The organism is Deltaproteobacteria bacterium, from assembly GCA_019309045.1.
Lineage (GTDB): Bacteria > Desulfobacterota > Syntrophobacteria > BM002 > BM002 > JAFDGZ01.
Window position 1 is genome coordinate 1 of the sequence record JAFDGZ010000062.1, and the last position, 17,282, is coordinate 17,282.

A 17,282-nucleotide genomic window follows, 5' to 3' on the forward strand; every position below is an offset into this window, starting at 1 on the left:
TTCGTGATCGCTGCCGTCAATGTAGTCTTGCCATGATCTATGTGCCCTATCGTTCCTATGTTGATGTGCGGCTTCGTCCTCTCAAACTTCTTCTTCGCCATGGCGGTTCCTCCTTGGTTTTCACATGGCTTCCGAACCTGAATCCTTGCCCCTCAGTGCCTGGGGAATCTGGGCCTCTTCCTGGCCACCTCTGTCACTATAAGTGCAAATGGCAGCACCAAGGTGCAAACTTACCTGTCAATCCATTAACCTGCCGCTGCTGCCCTCACCTCATTGCTGATGGAGAGCGGCACCGGATCATAGTGTGAAAACTGCATATGGAAAGTGGCCCGACCCTGAGTGGCAGATCTGAGGTCCGTGGCATAGCCGAACATCTCTGCCAGGGGCACATAGGCGTCGATAGTTTGTACGCCAGGCCTGCTCTCCATTCTCAGGATTCTTCCCCGGCGGGCGTTGAAGTCCCCCACGACTTCTCCGATGAAGTCCTCCGGCACCACCACTTCCACTGACATGATGGGCTCCAGCAGAAGAGGTGCCGCCTGCTGAATCCCGGAACGCACCGCCATGCTGCCGGCAATTGCAAAAGCAATATCCGAGGAATCCACCTCGTGATAAGAACCGTCCACCAGGCTCACCCGAATATCCACCACTGGATAGCCGGCAAAAATTCCCTGCTCCAACGCCTCTCGCACGCCGCGCTCCACGGCGCCCACGTATTCTTTCGGCACCACACCTCCCACGGTGCGGTCCACGAACTCGAACCCTGCTCCCCGGTCGCTCGGCTCCAGCTCGAGCCATACATGACCATACTGACCCCGGCCGCCGCTCTGGCGGACAAAGCGGCCTTCGCTCCTCACCTTGCGGCTGATGGTCTCCCGGTAGGCAACCTGGGGTCTGCCCACCCTGGCCTGCACGCCGAACTCCCGCAGCAGCCGGTCCACGATAATTTCCAGATGGAGTTCACCCATGCCAGAAATGATGGTCTCACCGGTCTCGGCATCCACTCGCACACTGAAGGAGGGATCTTCCCGGGCAATCTTCCCCAGACCCTGGCCCAGCTTTTCCTGGTCTGCCTTGCTGCCGGGCTCTATGGCGATTGAAATGACCGGCTGCGGTATATCCATGCTTTCCAGCACAATGGGATGCCCGGGGTCGCACAGGGTGTCGCCAGTGCCAGTATTGCGGAGTCCCAGGGCGGCAGCGATGTCGCCGGCGTATACCGCCTTGACTTCCTCACGCTTGTCAGCGTGCATCTTCAGCAAGCGGCCGATTTTTTCCCTGGACTTCTTGTTGCAGTTCAGCACCTGGGTGCCGCTGGAAAGCTGCCCCGAGTAAACCCGCAAGAAGGTGAGATGACCCACGAATGGGTCGTTCATTATCTTGAAGGCCAGGGCCGCAAAGGGTGATTCATCCGCAGGCGTGCGAATCTCTTCCCTGCCGTCAGGCGTCAATCCTACTATGGCTGGCACATCCACAGGCGAGGGCAGATATTTTACCACACCGTCCAGCAATGTCTGGATTCCTTTATTCTTGAAGGCTGCGCCGCAGAAGGTTGGCACCAGCTTCAGCTGGAGCGTCGCCCTTCTGAGTGCCGCCTCCAGTTCGTCATTATTGATTGCCTGCCCTTCGACGTACTTTTCCAGCAGGGTTTCGTCGGTGTCAGCCAGGGCTTCAATGAGTCTGCTCCTGTATTCTGCGGCCTGGGCCTGCAGGTCAGCAGGAATGTCCACCACCTCGTAGGCCGCTCCCAGAGTGCTGTCATCCCACACCAGGGCCTTTTCAGCTATCAGGTCGATGACGCCCCGGAACTTCTGCTCCCGTCCCAGGGGAAGCTGTACGGCCACAGGATGAGCACCGAGCCTGGTTTGCATCATCTCCAGGCACCGCTGGAAATTCGCCCCCAGCCGATCCATCTTGTTGACAAAGGCAATCCTGGGCACGCCGTAACGATCCGCCTGCCGCCAGACCGTCTCTGATTGCGGCTCCACGCCTCCCACTGCACAAAAAACAGCCACAGCACCATCGAGCACCCGCAGAGAACGCTCCACCTCTACAGTGAAATCCACGTGCCCCGGCGTGTCAATGATATTGATCCGGCAGTCACGCCAGAAACAGGTGGTAGCTGCACTGGTTATAGTGATGCCGCGCTCCTGTTCCTGCTCCATCCAGTCCATTACTGCAGTGCCAGAGTCCACTTCACCCATCTTGTAGGACACACCAGTGTAGTAGAGAATCCTCTCCGTGGTGGTGGTCTTGCCGGCATCAATGTGAGCCATGATGCCGATGTTGCGAATTTTATCGAGTGCAGTTTGTCTGGCCATGTTCTCTTCTGTGTCCTGGCCGCCAGCTGGTCAGCCAGGGTCAGCCTGCTGTGCAACCGTTTACCAGCGGTAATGGGCAAAAGCTTTGTTGGCTTCTGCCATCCGGTGGGTGTCTTCCTTTTTCTTGACCGCCGCCCCCCGGTTGTTGGCTGCATCCAGCAGCTCCCCGGCAAGCTTGAGCGTCATGCTCTTCTCGGAACGTCCCTGGGCATTGCCTATAATCCAGCGTGTTGCCAGCGCCAGCTGGCGGCTGGCTCTAACCTCCACCGGAACCTGATAGGTTGAGCCGCCCACTCGCCGCGATTTCACTTCAATCCGTGGTTTCACATTGTCCAGTGCCTTGTGAAATACTTCCAGCGGGTCTTTCTTGCTCCGTTGAGCTATCACCTCGAAGGCGTCATAGAGTATGCGCTCGGCCACACTTTTCTTGCCCTCGCGCATGATATTGTTGATGAACTTTGCCACCAACTTGCTGCCGTATTTCGGGTCCGGCAATATTTCCCGCTTCGGTACCTCTCTTCTTCTCGGCATAGGCTGTCTCCCTGTTCAGGAATGGCTTCCGGCCCTTGTCTGGCACCTGTTCTCTTCGTGCCTGAGACACGGCATGGGCCACGGCAAGCAGACCGTGGCCCATGCAAAGGTAGCCTTCCTCCCCCGAGCTATTTGGGTTTCTTTGCCCCGTACTTGGACCGGCCCTGACGTCGGTCCTGTACTCCTGTGGCATCGAGGGTCCCGCGAATTATATGATAGCGCACACCCGGCAGGTCTTTGACGCGCCCTCCCCTTATCAAAACAACAGAGTGCTCCTGCAGATTGTGACCGACACCCGGAATGTAGGAGGTCACTTCGATGCCGTTCGTCAGTCGCACTCGAGCAATCTTCCGCAGCGCTGAATTCGGCTTTTTGGGTGTGGTGGTATAGACCCGAACGCACACGCCGCGCTTCTGGGGGCATCCCTGCAAAGCAGGTGTGCTCGATTTCTGCTTGACCCTTTTTCGTCCTTTTCGGACCAGCTGATTAATGGTTGGCATCCTTGTATCCGCCTCACGCAAAACGGCCCGTCCACTTGCTGACGACCTTGCAGTTTTTGTCCACTACCAAAATTTAGTAAAGGTACAGGCTAACCTTTCTTTTGTCAAGAAATTTTTCCATAACAATTTCGCCCGGCTCTGCCCCCACCACTCGACCGGCGCCAGCCCGGCCCACATCAGGCAGCCGCCCCCGCCAGATCCACAGGGGCTGGCCGGGGCGCTGCTTCTAATGGCAGGCAGGAGTAGATGTCTTGGCCGGCATCTCCCGGTATTCCTTCATACCGGTTCCTGCGGGTATGAGCCTGCCCATGATAACGTTTTCCTTGAGACCCCGCAGATAATCGATGCGCCCGGCAACAGCAGCTTCGGTGAGCACCTTGGTGGTTTCCTGGAAGGAGGCCGCCGAAATGAAGCTCTCCGTACTCAGCGAGGCCTTGGTAATGCCGAGCAGCAGGGGCTCACCAGAGGCCGGCTTTTTGCCGGCGTCGATCAGCGCCTGGTTGATCTCCTCGAAGCGATACTTCTCCACATGCTCACCCTCGAGGAAGTCCGAATCTCCCGCGTCAGTAATGCGCACCCGCCGCAGCATTTGCCGGACAATGACCTCGATGTGTTTGTCGTTGATCTTGACGCCCTGCAGCCTGTAGACCTGCTGTACTTCGTTGACCAGATACTTGGCCAACTCTTTTTCACCCAGGATGTTGAGAATGTCATGCGGATTGGCGGCGCCGTCCATGAGGGGCTCGCCGGCTCGCACCAGGTCCCCCTCGTGCACGCTGATGTGCTTGCCCTTGGGGATCAGGTACTCCTTGGCTTCTCCCACCTCGGGGGTGATGATCACCTTGCGCTTGCCCTTGGTGTCCTTGCCGAAGGAAACCACGCCGCTGATCTCACTGATGACCGCCTGTTCCTTGGGTTTGCGTACTTCAAAAAGTTCTGCCACTCTCGGCAGACCGCCGGTGATGTCTTTGGTCTTGGTGGTCTCCCGAGGAATCTTGGCAAGTACGTCGCCGGCCGATACCTGGTCTCCCTCAGAAACCATAATGATAGCGCCAACAGGCATGAAGTAGCGCGCCGCAGTCGGCCCCACCTTGGCCGTCTTGCCGCTCTCATCTTTGATGGACACCCGCGGCCGCACGTCGGCATCCCGGTACTCCACGATCACCTTGCTCGCCTTGCCCGTAACCGGGTCCACCTTCTCCTGCATAGTTATGCCTTCGACAATGTCGCCAAATTTCACCGTGCCAGGCACATCGGTAAGTATGGGCGTGGTGAAGGGGTCCCACTCCGCCAGCAAGGTGTTGGCCTCGATCTTCTCCCCTTCTTTCACCTTCAGTTTTGCGCCGTAGATGATCTGGAAGCGCTCGCGCTCGCGTCCTCCCTCGCCAATGATGGTGATCTCGCCGTTGCGATTCATCACCACCAGGTCGCCCTCCACATTGGTCACCGTGTGGAGATTGACGAATTTGACGGTGCCGGGATAACGGTTGCTTATCGATGTCTGCTCGATTCGCTTGCTGGCGGTGCCGCCAATGTGGAAGGTGCGCATGGTGAGCTGCGTGCCCGGCTCCCCAATGGACTGGGCTGCGATAATGCCGATGGCCTCGCCGATCTCCACCATGCGGCCGTGTGCCAGGTCGCGGCCATAGCAGCGGGCACAGGCGCCTCGTTTGCTGCGGCAGGTGAGAACGGAGCGGATTGGCACCTTTTCTATTCCTGCTTCCTCGAGCAGACTGACTGCCTGCTCGTCTATCTCTTCATTGGCCTGCACCAGCACCTCACCAGTCACCGGGTCCTTGATGTCCAGCCAGGCAACGCGGCCGAGTATTCTTTCACTCAGCTGCTGGATGACCTCGCCAGCCTCAGTGAGCGCCTCCACCCATATGCCGTCAATGGTGTGGCAGTCTTCCTCGCAGATAATGGAGTCCTGGCTGACATCCACCAGGCGCCTGGTGAGGTAGCCCGAGTTGGCTGTCTTCAGGGCCGTGTCCGCCAGCCCTTTGCGGGCGCCGTGTGTGGAGACGAAGTACTGCAGCACGGTGAGTCCCTCTCTGAAGTTGGCTGTAATGGGAGTCTCGATGATCTCCCCGGAAGGCTTGGCCATGAGGCCGCGCATGCCGGACAGCTGGCGCATCTGGTCCTTGCTGCCTCGAGAGCCCGAGTCCGCCATCATGAATATAGGGTTGAAAGAGGCCATTTGCATGGTCTCGCCTTTGGGTCCGGTGACGGTCTCGGTAGCGATCTCATGCATCATTTCACTGGCAATGTCTTCGGTGGCCTTGGCCCAGATGTCGACAACCTTGTTGTATTTCTCACCGTCAGTGATGAGGCCTTCGTTGTATTGCCGCTCGATCTCGCGGATATTCTCCGAGGCCTCCTGAATGATGTCCTGTTTCCGATGGGGAATGACCATATCAGATACTGCAATGGAAACCCCGGAGCGAGTGGCGAACTTGTAGCCGATGTCCTTGATCCTGTCTGCCAGGATCACCGTACTCTTCACCCCGGCCGTGCGGTAGCTGGCATTGAAAAGTTCAGCCAGGGCCCGCTTGTTCATCACCCGGTTTATCAGCTCGAAGGGGAGCTCCGGCGGCACCACTTCGGAAAGCAGCACGCGGCCCGTGGTGGTGGTCACCCGCTTGCCATTCAAGCGTACAGAAATGCGGGCGTGCAGGTCCAGCTCTCCAGCATCAAAGGCGCAGCGAACCTCCTCGGGGCTGGCAAACACTTTGTCTTCACCCCGGGCAAAGGGCTTCTCCCTGGTCATGTAGTAGATGCCGAGGACAATGTCCTGGCTGGGCACAATGATGGGCTCGCCATGAGCAGGGCTGAGAATGTTGTTGGTGCTCATCATGAGGACCCGGGCCTCTATCTGCGCCTCGATGGACAGGGGCACGTGCACCGCCATCTGGTCGCCGTCGAAGTCGGCGTTGAAGGCGGCGCAGACAAGCGGGTGAATTTGAATGGCCTTGCCCTCAATGAGCTTTGGTTCAAAGGCTTGAATGCCAAGGCGGTGCAAGGTGGGAGCCCGGTTGAGAAGCACGGGATACTCTTTTACCACCTCATCCAGACAGTCCCATACCTCGGGGGTCTCCTTCTCCACCATCTTCTTGGCGCTCTTGATGGTGTTCACATGGCCGCGTTCCTCGAGCTTGTTGTAAATGAATGGCTTGAAGAGCTCCAGGGCCATTTTCTTGGGCAGGCCGCACTGGTGCAGCCGCAGGTCTGGACCGATGACGATCACCGAGCGTCCGGAGTAGTCCACCCTCTTGCCGAGAAGGTTCTGCCGAAAGCGCCCCTGTTTGCCCTTGAGCATGTCGGAAAGCGACTTCAGCGGCCTCTTGTTCGGGCCGGTGATGGTCTTGCCCCGTCTGCCGTTGTCGAAGAGCACATCCACGGCCTCCTGCAGCATGCGCTTCTCGTTGCGAATGATGATCTCGGGGGCGTTCAGCTCCTGCAGCCGCCGCAAGCGGTTGTTGCGGTTGATGACCCTGCGGTAGAGATCGTTCAGGTCGCTGGTGGCAAAGCGGCCGCCGTCGAGAGGCACCAGGGGACGCAGGTCCGGCGGCAGCACTGGAATGACCTCCAGGATCATCCACTCCGGCCTGGCTTCGGACTCGCGAAAGGCATTTACCACCTTGAGCCGCTTGGCGAGCTTTTTGCGCTTGGCCACGGAATTGGTCTTGCTCATTTCCTGGCGCAGCTCCTCGGCCAGCTTGTCGAGCTCCAGGCCGGCGAGCAATTCCCTGATCGCTTCCGCGCCGATTCCCACTCTGAAACTGTCGCCATACTGCTGCCGCAGCTGGCGGTAGCGCTCCTCCCCCAACAGCTCCTGCTTGCTGAGCGGAGTGTCACCGGGGTCCACCACAATGTAGGAGTCGAAATAGAGGACCTTTTCCAGCTCTTTGAGGGTAAGGTCCAGCAGATTGCCCACCTTGCTGGGCAGACTCTTGAGAAACCAGATGTGGGCCACCGGAGCCGCCAGCTCGATATGACCCATACGCTCGCGCCTCACCTTGGATTGGATCACTTCTACACCGCACTTTTCGCACACCACGCCCCGGTGCTTCATGCGCTTGTACTTGCCGCAGTTGCACTCGTAGTCCTTGGTGGGGCCAAATATCTTGGCGCAGAACAGACCATCCCGCTCGGGCTTGAATGTCCGGTAGTTGATAGTTTCAGGCTTCTTGATCTCCCCGTATGACCACTCACGGATTTTCTCAGGAGAGGCCAAAGAGATGCGCACTGCATTGAAACTCAATGGATCCTTGGGACGTACAAAAAGGTTGTACAGTTCCTTCACTGCAACCTCCCCGGGTGAACCCGACCGCGGCTCACCCTGATAATATCAACTGCAAAAAACCAACAACCCCTGGGCAGCTGTCTCACTCCACCTCCTCCAGCAGGCGGACGTCCAGGCCCAGGGCCTGCAATTCCTTCACCAGTACGTTGAAAGACTCGGGCAGGCCCGCTTCCAGGGTATTTTCACCCTTGACAATCTTCTCGTACATGCGGGTTCTGCCGGCCACATCGTCTGATTTTACTGTGAGGAACTCCTGGAGCGCGTAGGCAGCGCCATAGGCCTCCATGGCCCAGACCTCCATCTCGCCGAGCCGCTGGCCGCCGAACTGTGCTTTGCCGCCAAGCGGCTGCTGCGTCACCAGCGAATAGGGGCCAATGGAGCGGGCGTGGATCTTGTCGTCCACCAGATGGTGCAGCTTCATGATGTACATGATGCCCACAGTTATCTGCCGATCAAAGGGCTCGCCTGTGCGGCCGTCGTAAAGCGTTGTCTGCCCCAGCTCGGGCAGGCCAGCTTCGCTGAGAAACTCCCTGATTTCCTGTTCTTCCGCCCCGTCAAAGACCGGGCTGGCCACATGGAAACCTTCGCGGTAGTGCGGAATGAGCCCTTTGAACTCCTCGTCGCTGGCCTGGGCGAAATAGGCGTCGAACTCCTCAGCCCCATAGAGGCGGCGCAGTTTTTCTTCTATGGTTTCCCTGCTCTTGTACTCCTCGAGCATCCTGGCCAGCTGCTCGCCAATGCCCTTGGCAGCCCAGCCCAGATGGGTCTCCAGAACCTGGCCCACGTTCATTCTCGAGGGCACCCCCAGGGGGTTCAAGACAATGTCCACCGGAGTGCCGTCTTCGAAATAGGGCATGTCTTCTTCAGGCAGCACCCGACTGACCACGCCCTTGTTGCCGTGGCGGCCGGCCATCTTGTCGCCCACAGAGAGCTTGCGCTTGACTGCCACGTAGACCTTCACCATCTTGATCACGCCCGGCGGCAGCTCGTCACCTTTCTTCAGTTTGGCGATCTTGTCTTCAAAGAGCATCTGGACGAGATCCACCTGCTCGTGGTAGTTCTCCCAGATCATCTGCACCTGGGCGCTTGTTTCGGGCTCGCCAGCAACTTCGATCTCCGGCCATTGAGCCGGGCCCAGCTGGCTGAGTGCCTCAGCAGTCAATGCCTCGCCCTTCTTGATGATGACCCTTCTGCCGAGCTTCAAGGCCCGGCCAGCTTTCTTGCCGCTGAGCAGTCGCACAAGCTTGCGCAGGGCGCTCTTCTTTATGATCTTGATTTCGTCCCTCTGATCTTTCAAAAGGCGGCCCACCTCCTCGTCCTCGATGGACTTGGTCCGTTCGTCCTTGTCCACTCCCTTGCGCGAGAACACTCTGGCGTCGATGACAATGCCTTCCACGCCCGGAGGCACTCTCAAGGAGGTGTCCTTCACATCTCCCGCCTTCTCACCGAAGATGGCCCGCAGCAGTTTCTCCTCAGGAGTAAGCTGGGTTTCTCCCTTGGGCGTTACCTTGCCTACCAGGATGTCGCCGGTCTTGATATTGGCGCCGACGCGAATGATGCCGCTCTCGTCCAGATCTTTGAGAGCCTCCTCACCAATGTTGGGAATGTCCCTGGTAATCTCTTCTTTGCCCAGTTTGGTATCTCGGGCTATCAGTTCAAACTCTTCGATGTGAATAGAGGTGAAGACGTCTTCCTTTACCACCCGCTCGCTCACCAGTATGGAGTCCTCGAAATTGTAGCCGCCCCAGCTCATGAAGGCCACGGTGACGTTGCGGCCAAGGGCCAGTTCACCCATTTCCGTTGCCGGACCGTCTGCGATGATCTGTCCCTTGCTCACTTTCTGGCCTGGATAGACCAGCGGCTTTTGATTGAAGCAGGTATTCTGGTTGGAGCGCTGGAACTTGGTGAGTTTGTAAATGTCAACGGCCGAGGCAAGGGCGCCTTCCTCGTCACCATTCTGCGCCGCCCGCACCACTATCCTGTTGGCGTCCACATCCTCCACCACGCCATCGCGGCGGGCCACAACCGTGACGCCCGAATCAGCGGCCACCACCCGCTCCATGCCCGTACCTACTAGTGGTGAGCGCGCTTGCAGCAGGGGCACAGCCTGGCGCTGCATGTTGGAGCCCATGAGCGCCCGGTTGGCGTCGTCGTTTTCCAGAAAAGGTATGAGAGAGGCAGCCACACTCACCAGCTGGTTCGGGCTGACGTCCATGAAGTCCACTTCCTCCGGAGGGACCATGACGAATTCGCCTTCGCGTCGGCAGGAGACCAGTTCCTTGATAAAATGACCATTTTCATCCAGCGGCGCATTCGCCTGGGCAATGGCGTGCTGCTCTTCATCCATGGCGCTCAGGAAAACCACCTCGTCCGTTACCCGACCATCCTCGACCACTCGATAGGGCGTCTCGATAAAGCCGTACTCGTTCACCCTGGCGTAGGTACTCAGGGAAACAATGAGGCCAATGTTGGGGCCCTCCGGGGTTTCAATAGGACAGATGCGGCCGTAGTGGGTGGGATGCACGTCGCGCACCTCGAAGCCGGCCCGCTCACGGGTGAGCCCTCCTGGACCGAGGGCACTCAACCTCCGTTTGTGAGTAATCTCGCTCAGGGGATTGGTCTGGTCCATGAACTGGCTGAGCTGGCTGGTGCCGAAGAACTCCTTGACCACCGCGGAGACCGGCTTGGCGTTGATGAGATCGTGCGGCATGAGCGCATCGATTTCCTGGAGACTCATTCGCTCTTTGATGGCGCGCTCCATCCTCACCAGACCGATGCGATACTGGTTCTCCAGCAGTTCTCCCACGGCTCGAATGCGCCGATTGCCCAGGTTGTCGATGTCATCCACCGCACCCTGGGTATCCTTGATTTCGATGAGGCGCCTGACCGCCTTGAGAATGTCCTCTTTGGTAAGCGTTCTCTGGCTCAGCGGTATGTCAGTCAGTCCCAGCTGCTGGTTTATTTTCAGGCGGCCTACTTCGGAGAGGTCATAATTCTCGGGGTTGAAGAACAGGTTGCGGAAAAATTCCTGGGCCACCTCCAGGGTGGGCGGATTGCTGGGCCGCAGTTTGCGATAAATCTCGAGAATGGCAGTGTCTGTATCATCCACCTTGTCCAGCAGCAGGGTGTTGCGAAAACACGGACTCACATTGGCTCCGTCCATGAACAACAGTTCTATGGAATTCACCCCGTGCGCCCTGAGCAGGACCAGATGTTCTTCGCTGAGTGTTTCGTTGCACTGGATGAGGACTTCACCTGTTTCCTCATCAACCACGTCATGGGCTATGACCCGGCCGACAAGATCCTCGTCAGGAAAGGGGATGCGGTCGATTTCGGCCTCTTTGAGCTGGCGGATGAGCTTCACCCCCAGCTTGCGGCCCTTTTTCACCAGCAAGTCGCCGGTCTTGGGATGGGTCACATCCACCGGGGACTTGGTGCCCATGAGAAACTCTTTTTCCACGGGCCTGGAAATCCCCTCGTCGCTGAGAAACACGGTTTCCGTGCGATAAAAGTAGTTGAGCAGCTCTTCGCTGCTGTAACCCAGTGCCTTGAGCAGGATAGTTACCGGGAACTTCCGCCGCCTGTCTATGCGCACATGCAGGATGTCCTTGTGGTCGAACTCCAGGTCGATCCAGGAGCCCCGCAGGGGAATGATGCGCGCTGAATAGAGCAGCTTGCCGCTGGAGTGCGTCTTCCCCTTGTCGTGGTCGAAAAAGATGCCGGGGGAGCGATGCAACTGGCTCACCACCACCCGTTCAGTGCCGTTGACGATAAAGGTGCCGTTTTCCGTCATCAGAGGAATGGTGCCGAAGTAAATCTCCTGCTCTTTGATGTCCCGGATACTGCGCGCACCTGTGTCTCTGTCCACGTCATAGACCACCAGCCGCACTGTGATCTTCAGGGGGGCCTCGTAAGTCATGCCGCGCTGCAGGCACTCGTCAACATCATACTTGGTCTCACCAATGCTGTAGCGGACGAACTCCAGGGACGCCGTGCCCGCAAAGTCACGGATAGGAAAGACTCCTTTGAATACTCCTTGCAGTCCCTTGTCCACCCTTTGATCAGGGTCCACGTCTTTCTGCAGAAAGCGCTCGTAGGACTGCCGCTGCATTTCGATAAGATTGGGGATATCGACAATGCTCCTTATTTTGCCCAGATTTCTCCGGATATGGTAATTATTGGCCAACGAGGTCGTCATGGTGTCTCCTCTTTGCCAACATGTCAGGTCCATTCACCTGTGGGCCTTTGCCGGGGGCAGTCTAACCCCCGGCAGGCCGCAGTGACTCGACCTTGATGCTTCTCACACGGACCACAGGCCACTGGGTCCGCGGGCAATAAAACTTTCAGCCGGCGCTGCTGATTGCAAAACCTGCAGCGCCCTTTTCTTTCTGGCAATGCTGTTTACTTAACCTCGACTGTGGCGCCAGCTTCCTCCAGCTGTTTGGCCACATCTTCTGCTTCCTCCTTGGGAACGCCTTCTTTGACCTTCCCGGGCAGCTCATCAACGAGAGCTTTGGCCTCCTTCAGACCAAGGCCGGTCACAGCCCGGACCACCTTGATCACCTGGATCTTCTTGTCACCGACAGCAGTGATGACCACATCGAATTCGGTCTTCTCTTCCGCCGGAGCAGCAGCTTCAGCCGCGCCTGCCCCCGCCATGCCGGGCATGGCCATGGGCATGGCCGCCATGGGAGCCGCTGCCGAAACACCGAGCTCTTCTTCCAGCTCTTTGATAAGTTCTGCCAACTCGAATACGGGCATGTTCTTGATGTATTCCTTGACATCATCCTTGGTAATACCTGCCATTATTCAACTCCTTTGCATGCCTTTAGTGACTTGTTTCTTTCATGAGGCCTGGGCGGCCTTCTGCTCCACAGCCTTGAGCAGCCCCACCAGGTTCCTCGGGGTGGCAGCGAGCACAGTGACAAAATCTCGCGGCACCGCGCTCATCACGCCGAGCAAGGATGCGGGCACAGAACTGAGCAGTCCGAGCAGTCTTGCCTGGAGCTCTTCCTTGGAAGGCAGGCTGATCACACTTTTCAGCCTTTCCGCATCCATGAGCGTCCCTGAGAGCACTCCCACCTTCAACTCCAGATTGTCGTTGCTCTTGGCAAAATCTACCAGCAACTTTGCCGGAGTGATCTCGTCGTCATAGCCGAGGGCCAGGGCACAGGGACCATCGAAATGATCTTCCAGAGGTGCCGCTGGTGTGCCTTTCACTGCCAAGCGGGCCAGGGTGTTTTTCACCACCCGGTATTCGATGCCCGCCTCTTGCAGACTGCGGCGCAGGGCATTGATTTCGGCCACCTTGAGACCACGATAGTCAGTGATGACTGCAGCCCTGGTCTTCTCTAGTTTGGCGCGAAGCTCGGCCACTACTGCTTCCTTTTCTTGTCGCTTCAAGGTATCTTCCTCCCTCCTTTCTTCTGCCGGCGCGCCCCTTCTGTCACGCATTGTCCATGCTGAGAGGAGTTGTCCAAGGATAATGGGCGGATCGCCTTGCTCGATCTCGGTAGGCTGACCCAGCGTCAATTATCCCCTTGTTGCCCACCCGGCAGAAAAGGTGGATCGCCTTTCCCTGGCCTGGGCTGCCAACTGAGAAGGGGACCTACTGTCTTGGACGAACCAGAGCACCGCCTTGGCAGTAGCATTAACAACTTCTGGTTGTTCTCCTGAAATCCTCTGAAGTGTTTGTTTGACTCCTTGCCATAGATCCAGGTGAGCCGTGACCATACCTTGTACTTCGATTCGCAAGTGCAGTGACCTATTTTGATGATTTACCTCGAAGCAATTGCTCACTCAGCACCAGGTCCTGAGTAAATAAGTTCATCATTGAACTTATGAATCGAAGGACTAAGCAAGTAAGGTCTTCACATGAGCGGGGTCTACCTTGATGCCCGGGCCCATTGTGGTGGAAATCGCAATACTCCTCAGGTAGGTGCCTTTACTTGCCGCCGGTTTCAAGCGAATGACGGTATCCATGAAAGTGGCGATATTTTCCAGCAGTTTCTCTGCGCCAAAAGAGACCCTGCCCACCGGTGCGTGCACAACCCCTGATTTTTCCACCCGAAAATCAATTTTGCCTGACTTGATCTCTTTGATGACCCTGGCCAGATCAAAAGTTACGGTGCCAAGCTTGGCGTTGGGCATGAGACCGCGCGGCCCGAGTATCCTGCCGATTTTCCCCACCGAAGCCATCATGTCCGGCGTGGCCACGGTCTTGTCGAACTCCAGCCAGCCACCCTTGATTTTTTCGATCAAGTCGTCGCCGCCCGCAAAATCCGCCCCGGCCTCCAGGGCTTCCTTTTCTTTTTCGCCCCTGGCAAAGGCTAGAACGCGCACAGACTTGCCAGTGCCATTGGGCAGGACCACAGTACCCCGGACCATCTGGTCTGCCCGCCGCGGATCCACCCCCAGACGGACGGCCACATCAACACTTTCATCAAAACGAGCGTAGGCACACTCGAGGGCAAGCTTCACTGCCTCGGCAAAATCATATCGTTGGCTGAGGTCGAGTTTCTCTCGAACCTGGCGAAATTTCTTTCCTCTCTTGGCCATCTTCAATCTCCAGACTATTCAACGGTAATTCCCATGCTCCTGGCTGTACCTTCTATTGTACGCACTGCTGCCTCCAGAGTAGTGGCATTGAGATCGGGCATCTTCAGCTTGGCAATCTCTTCCACCTGCTGCCGGCTCACAGTTCCCACCTTTTCCCTGTTCGGTTCACTGGAGCCTTTGGCTATTTTCGCTGCTTTCTTCAGCAATACTGAGGCGGGAGGTGTCTTGGTCACATAGGTGAAGGAGCGATCGGCATACACAGTGATAACTACAGGAATAATCATGCCCTCCTGCCCCTGGGTCTTGGCATTGAACGACTTGCAAAACTCCATTATGTTCACCCCGTGTTGACCGAGAGCAGGGCCAATCGGCGGAGATGGGTTGGCCTGACCAGCCACCACTTGCAGTTTGATGTTCGCAATAACCTTTTTTGCCATGATCGATCTCTCCTGGTAACTCCTTCATTCCTCTGTGGCAAGCATGCAGGTTAGATCTTGGTCACCTGGACGAAATCAAGCTCCACCGGGGTAGAGCGCCCGAAAATGCTGACGAGAACCCGCACTTTGCCCTTTTCTGGATTGATCTCGTCTACCACACCACTGAAATTTGAAAATGGGCCGTCAATGACCCGCACCTCGTCGCCCCTTTCAAAGAGATACTTGGGCTTGGGCTTCAAGGCTCCTTCTGCCATCTGATTGATAATCTTTTCAGCCTCTTCGTCGCTGAGAGGCGTCGGCTTGCCCTTGCCCCCGATAAATCCCGTCACCTTGGGGGTATTCTTGACAATGTGCCATGTTTCGTCATTGAGCTCCATTCGCACCATGATATAGCCGGGATAGAATTTGCGAGCTGAAGTCTTGCGCTCACCCCTGACCAGCTCCACCACCTTCTCTGTGGGCACCAGGATTTCATCGAAGAGGTCTTCCTTGCCAAGACTCCTGATGCGGTCTTCAAGAGCTCCTTTTACCTTCTGCTCATATCCCGAATAGGTGTGCACAATAAACCACTGTTTGGCCACTGCAGTATCTCCGATCTACCGCCCAGTTCGGCCTTCACCTCCAGGCACCAATGTCCAATTCTTGACCTCTCCCCTAGCTCAGGACCATTTTCAGTATTCTGGACAATCCAAGATCCACGAGACCAAGAAAAGCGCCAATCAAGAAGACAATGACCAGCACCACAGAGGTGGAAGCTATTGTCTCCTTTCGACTGGGCCAGGTTACTTTGGTCAGCTCCACCTTGGCTTCCCGGACGAATTGCCCCGCCTGCTTCACTATGCCGGCAGTACGCGCACTCACACCATCCTTCTGGGGTGACTTGCTCTTTCTGGCAGCATCCTTTCGAACTCTGGCGCTGGAATCTGCACTGCTGCCCCTGGCTTTGGCACTGACAGCACTGTTCCTTCTAGCTGACCTCTTTTTTCCTTTCTTGGCCATTTTCGCGATCTCCCCAGAGTGCTCTCCGCTCTCTTAAAAATAAATGGCAGGCCAGGAGGGATTCGAACCCCCAACACCCGGATTTGGAGTCCGGTGCTCTAGCCGTTCGAGCTACTGGCCTGCAGGAATACGTGCGTAACAGATCATCAGTTCCAATGGCTGCGCAGCCAACAGCGCTCACCATTTCTCACATTGTCCGGCGCTTGTTCCTGAAGCGGGCAAAACTCTCCACCAGAGGCTTGACCTCTGGGCACCGTACGAGCCGTCTATTTGGTCTCTCTGTGAACCGTGTGGTGTCCACAGAAGCGACAATATTTACGAAACTCCAGTTTGTCAGGAGTAGTCCTCTTGTTTTTAGTGGTTGTATAATTTCGCCTCTTGCATTCACTGCAGGCGAGAGTAACAATGATTCGCATGCTCTACTCCAAGGCCTGGGAGAGGCCATGGCAAGGTTGGCCGATGGAGTTGGCCCGGTTATTCGATGACCTCGCTGATGACTCCCGCACCCACCGTGCGACCTCCCTCCCGAATGGCAAAGCGCAGCTCCTTCTCCATGGCTATAGGAGTGATCAACTCCACCCGCATGGCCACATTGTCACCAGGCATGACCATCTCCACCCCCTCGGGCAGCGTCACCACCCCGGTCACATCCGTAGTGCGAAAATAAAACTGCGGCCGATATCCATTGAAAAACGGCGTGTGCCGACCTCCCTCCTCCTTCTTCAATACATACACTACCTGACCACGCTCCACCTCGTCTCGCTTCACTCCACGCAACAATACACCTATGTTGTCTCCCGCCCGACCCTCATCCAGCGTCTTGCGAAACATCTCCACACCTGTACACACCGTCTTGTGCGTCGGCCGAATCCCCACTATCTCTACCTCGTCGCCTACTCGCACTATACCACGCTCAACTCTACCCGTTACCACCGTCCCTCGACCAGATATGCTGAAAACATCCTCTATCGGCATCAAAAACGGCTTGTCTATATCACGCACCGGCTCCGGTATGTACTCGTCCACTGCATCCATTAACTCAAATACACAACGAGCCTCCTCACTGTCAGGATCATCACTCTCCAGCGCCTTCAACGCACTGCCCCGAATGATCGGTACATCGTCGCCAGGAAACTCGTACTTGCTCAACAACTCCCGCAACTCCAACTCCACCAGCTCGATCAACTCCTCATCGTCCACCATGTCTACCTTGTTCAAAAATACCACAATGTACGGCACTCCTACCTGACGCGCCAGCAATATGTGCTCCCGCGTCTGCGGCATAGGACCATCATCCGCCCCTACCACCAGTATCGCTCCGTCCATCTGCGCCGCACCTGTAATCATGTTCTTGATGTAGTCCGCATGACCAGGACAGTCCACATGCGCATAGTGCCGCTTGTCCGTCTCATACTCCACATGCGCCGTCGCTATCGTTATCCCCCGCTCCTTCTCCTCCGGCGCCTTGTCTATCTCGTCAAACGGCACAAACTCCGCCATGCCCTTCCTCGCCAAATGCTTCGTGATCGCTGCCGTCAATGTAGTCTTGCCATGATCTATGTGCCCTATCGTTCCTATGTTGATGTGCGGCTTCGTCCTCTCAAACTTCTTCTTCGCCATGGCGGTTCCTCCT

Annotated in this window: 14 protein-coding genes and 1 tRNA gene; all 15 read right to left on the bottom strand. The window is 56.9% G+C overall.

Annotation, left to right across the window (positions count from 1 at the left end):
- On the bottom strand, positions 1-101 hold a 101-nt coding region (locus tag JRI89_12715), incomplete at its 3' end, for a hypothetical protein (GenBank protein MBW2072099.1).
- 144 nt (positions 102-245) lie between these two features.
- The gene (gene fusA / locus JRI89_12720) at positions 246-2,321 is read right to left on the bottom strand and encodes an elongation factor G (GenBank protein MBW2072100.1); all 2,076 of its coding nucleotides are present in this window, start codon (positions 2,319-2,321) and stop codon (positions 246-248) included.
- A 60-nt stretch (positions 2,322-2,381) separates the two neighbouring features.
- On the bottom strand, positions 2,382-2,852 hold the full coding sequence (gene rpsG, locus JRI89_12725) for a 30S ribosomal protein S7 (protein ID MBW2072101.1): 471 nt from the start codon (positions 2,850-2,852) through the stop codon (positions 2,382-2,384).
- A 128-nt stretch (positions 2,853-2,980) separates the two neighbouring features.
- The gene (locus JRI89_12730) at positions 2,981-3,352 is read right to left on the bottom strand and encodes a 30S ribosomal protein S12 (protein MBW2072102.1); all 372 of its coding nucleotides are present in this window, start codon (positions 3,350-3,352) and stop codon (positions 2,981-2,983) included.
- Between the two features lie 226 nt (positions 3,353-3,578).
- Entirely contained in the window at positions 3,579-7,655 is a 4,077-nt protein-coding gene (gene rpoC, locus JRI89_12735) for a DNA-directed RNA polymerase subunit beta' (protein ID MBW2072103.1), read from the bottom strand.
- 82 nt (positions 7,656-7,737) lie between these two features.
- The gene (rpoB, locus tag JRI89_12740; protein MBW2072104.1) at positions 7,738-11,853 is read right to left on the bottom strand and encodes a DNA-directed RNA polymerase subunit beta; all 4,116 of its coding nucleotides are present in this window, start codon (positions 11,851-11,853) and stop codon (positions 7,738-7,740) included.
- Positions 11,854-12,056: 203 nt separating this feature from the next.
- Positions 12,057-12,452, bottom strand: a complete 396-nt coding sequence (gene rplL / locus JRI89_12745) for a 50S ribosomal protein L7/L12 (protein ID MBW2072105.1) — start codon at positions 12,450-12,452, stop codon at positions 12,057-12,059.
- Between the two features lie 48 nt (positions 12,453-12,500).
- Positions 12,501-13,109, bottom strand: coding sequence for a 50S ribosomal protein L10 (rplJ, locus tag JRI89_12750; GenBank protein MBW2072106.1), 609 nt, complete (start codon positions 13,107-13,109; stop codon positions 12,501-12,503).
- Between the two features lie 399 nt (positions 13,110-13,508).
- On the bottom strand, positions 13,509-14,213 hold the full coding sequence (locus JRI89_12755) for a 50S ribosomal protein L1 (protein MBW2072107.1): 705 nt from the start codon (positions 14,211-14,213) through the stop codon (positions 13,509-13,511).
- A 14-nt stretch (positions 14,214-14,227) separates the two neighbouring features.
- Positions 14,228-14,650, bottom strand: coding sequence for a 50S ribosomal protein L11 (gene rplK / locus JRI89_12760; GenBank protein MBW2072108.1), 423 nt, complete (start codon positions 14,648-14,650; stop codon positions 14,228-14,230).
- A gap of 50 nt (positions 14,651-14,700) precedes the next feature.
- Complete coding sequence (nusG, locus tag JRI89_12765) at positions 14,701-15,231, bottom strand: transcription termination/antitermination protein NusG (GenBank protein ID MBW2072109.1); 531 nt, start codon at positions 15,229-15,231, stop codon at positions 14,701-14,703.
- A 73-nt stretch (positions 15,232-15,304) separates the two neighbouring features.
- The gene (gene secE, locus JRI89_12770; protein MBW2072110.1) at positions 15,305-15,649 is read right to left on the bottom strand and encodes a preprotein translocase subunit SecE; all 345 of its coding nucleotides are present in this window, start codon (positions 15,647-15,649) and stop codon (positions 15,305-15,307) included.
- Between the two features lie 44 nt (positions 15,650-15,693).
- Positions 15,694-15,770 (bottom strand) — tRNA-Trp (locus JRI89_12775).
- Positions 15,771-15,915: 145 nt separating this feature from the next.
- Positions 15,916-16,065: a 50S ribosomal protein L33 gene (gene rpmG, locus JRI89_12780; GenBank protein ID MBW2072111.1), complete on the bottom strand. Its 150-nt coding sequence runs from the start codon at positions 16,063-16,065 to the stop codon at positions 15,916-15,918.
- Positions 16,066-16,123: 58 nt separating this feature from the next.
- Positions 16,124-17,269 (bottom strand): elongation factor Tu, encoded by a 1,146-nt coding sequence (gene tuf / locus JRI89_12785; GenBank protein MBW2072112.1) that lies wholly within the window; start codon positions 17,267-17,269, stop codon positions 16,124-16,126.
- Between the last annotated feature and the right edge of the window lie 13 nt (positions 17,270-17,282).

Bases quoted from the DNA above. Each gene is read 5' to 3' on its own strand.
- fusA (MBW2072100.1), bottom strand. From the start codon at position 2,321: ATGGCCAGACAAACTGCACTCGATAAAATTCGCAACATCGGCATCATG.
- rpsG (MBW2072101.1), bottom strand. From the start codon at position 2,852: ATGCCGAGAAGAAGAGAGGTACCGAAGCGGGAAATATTGCCGGACCCG.
- JRI89_12730 (MBW2072102.1), bottom strand. From the start codon at position 3,352: ATGCCAACCATTAATCAGCTGGTCCGAAAAGGACGAAAAAGGGTCAAG.
- rpoB (MBW2072104.1), bottom strand. From the start codon at position 11,853: ATGACGACCTCGTTGGCCAATAATTACCATATCCGGAGAAATCTGGGC.
- rplJ (MBW2072106.1), bottom strand. From the start codon at position 13,109: ATGCGTGACAGAAGGGGCGCGCCGGCAGAAGAAAGGAGGGAGGAAGAT.
- JRI89_12755 (MBW2072107.1), bottom strand. From the start codon at position 14,213: ATGGCCAAGAGAGGAAAGAAATTTCGCCAGGTTCGAGAGAAACTCGAC.
- rplK (MBW2072108.1), bottom strand. From the start codon at position 14,650: ATGGCAAAAAAGGTTATTGCGAACATCAAACTGCAAGTGGTGGCTGGT.
- secE (MBW2072110.1), bottom strand. From the start codon at position 15,649: ATGGCCAAGAAAGGAAAAAAGAGGTCAGCTAGAAGGAACAGTGCTGTC.
- rpmG (MBW2072111.1), bottom strand. From the start codon at position 16,065: ATGCGAATCATTGTTACTCTCGCCTGCAGTGAATGCAAGAGGCGAAAT.
- tuf (MBW2072112.1), bottom strand. From the start codon at position 17,269: ATGGCGAAGAAGAAGTTTGAGAGGACGAAGCCGCACATCAACATAGGA.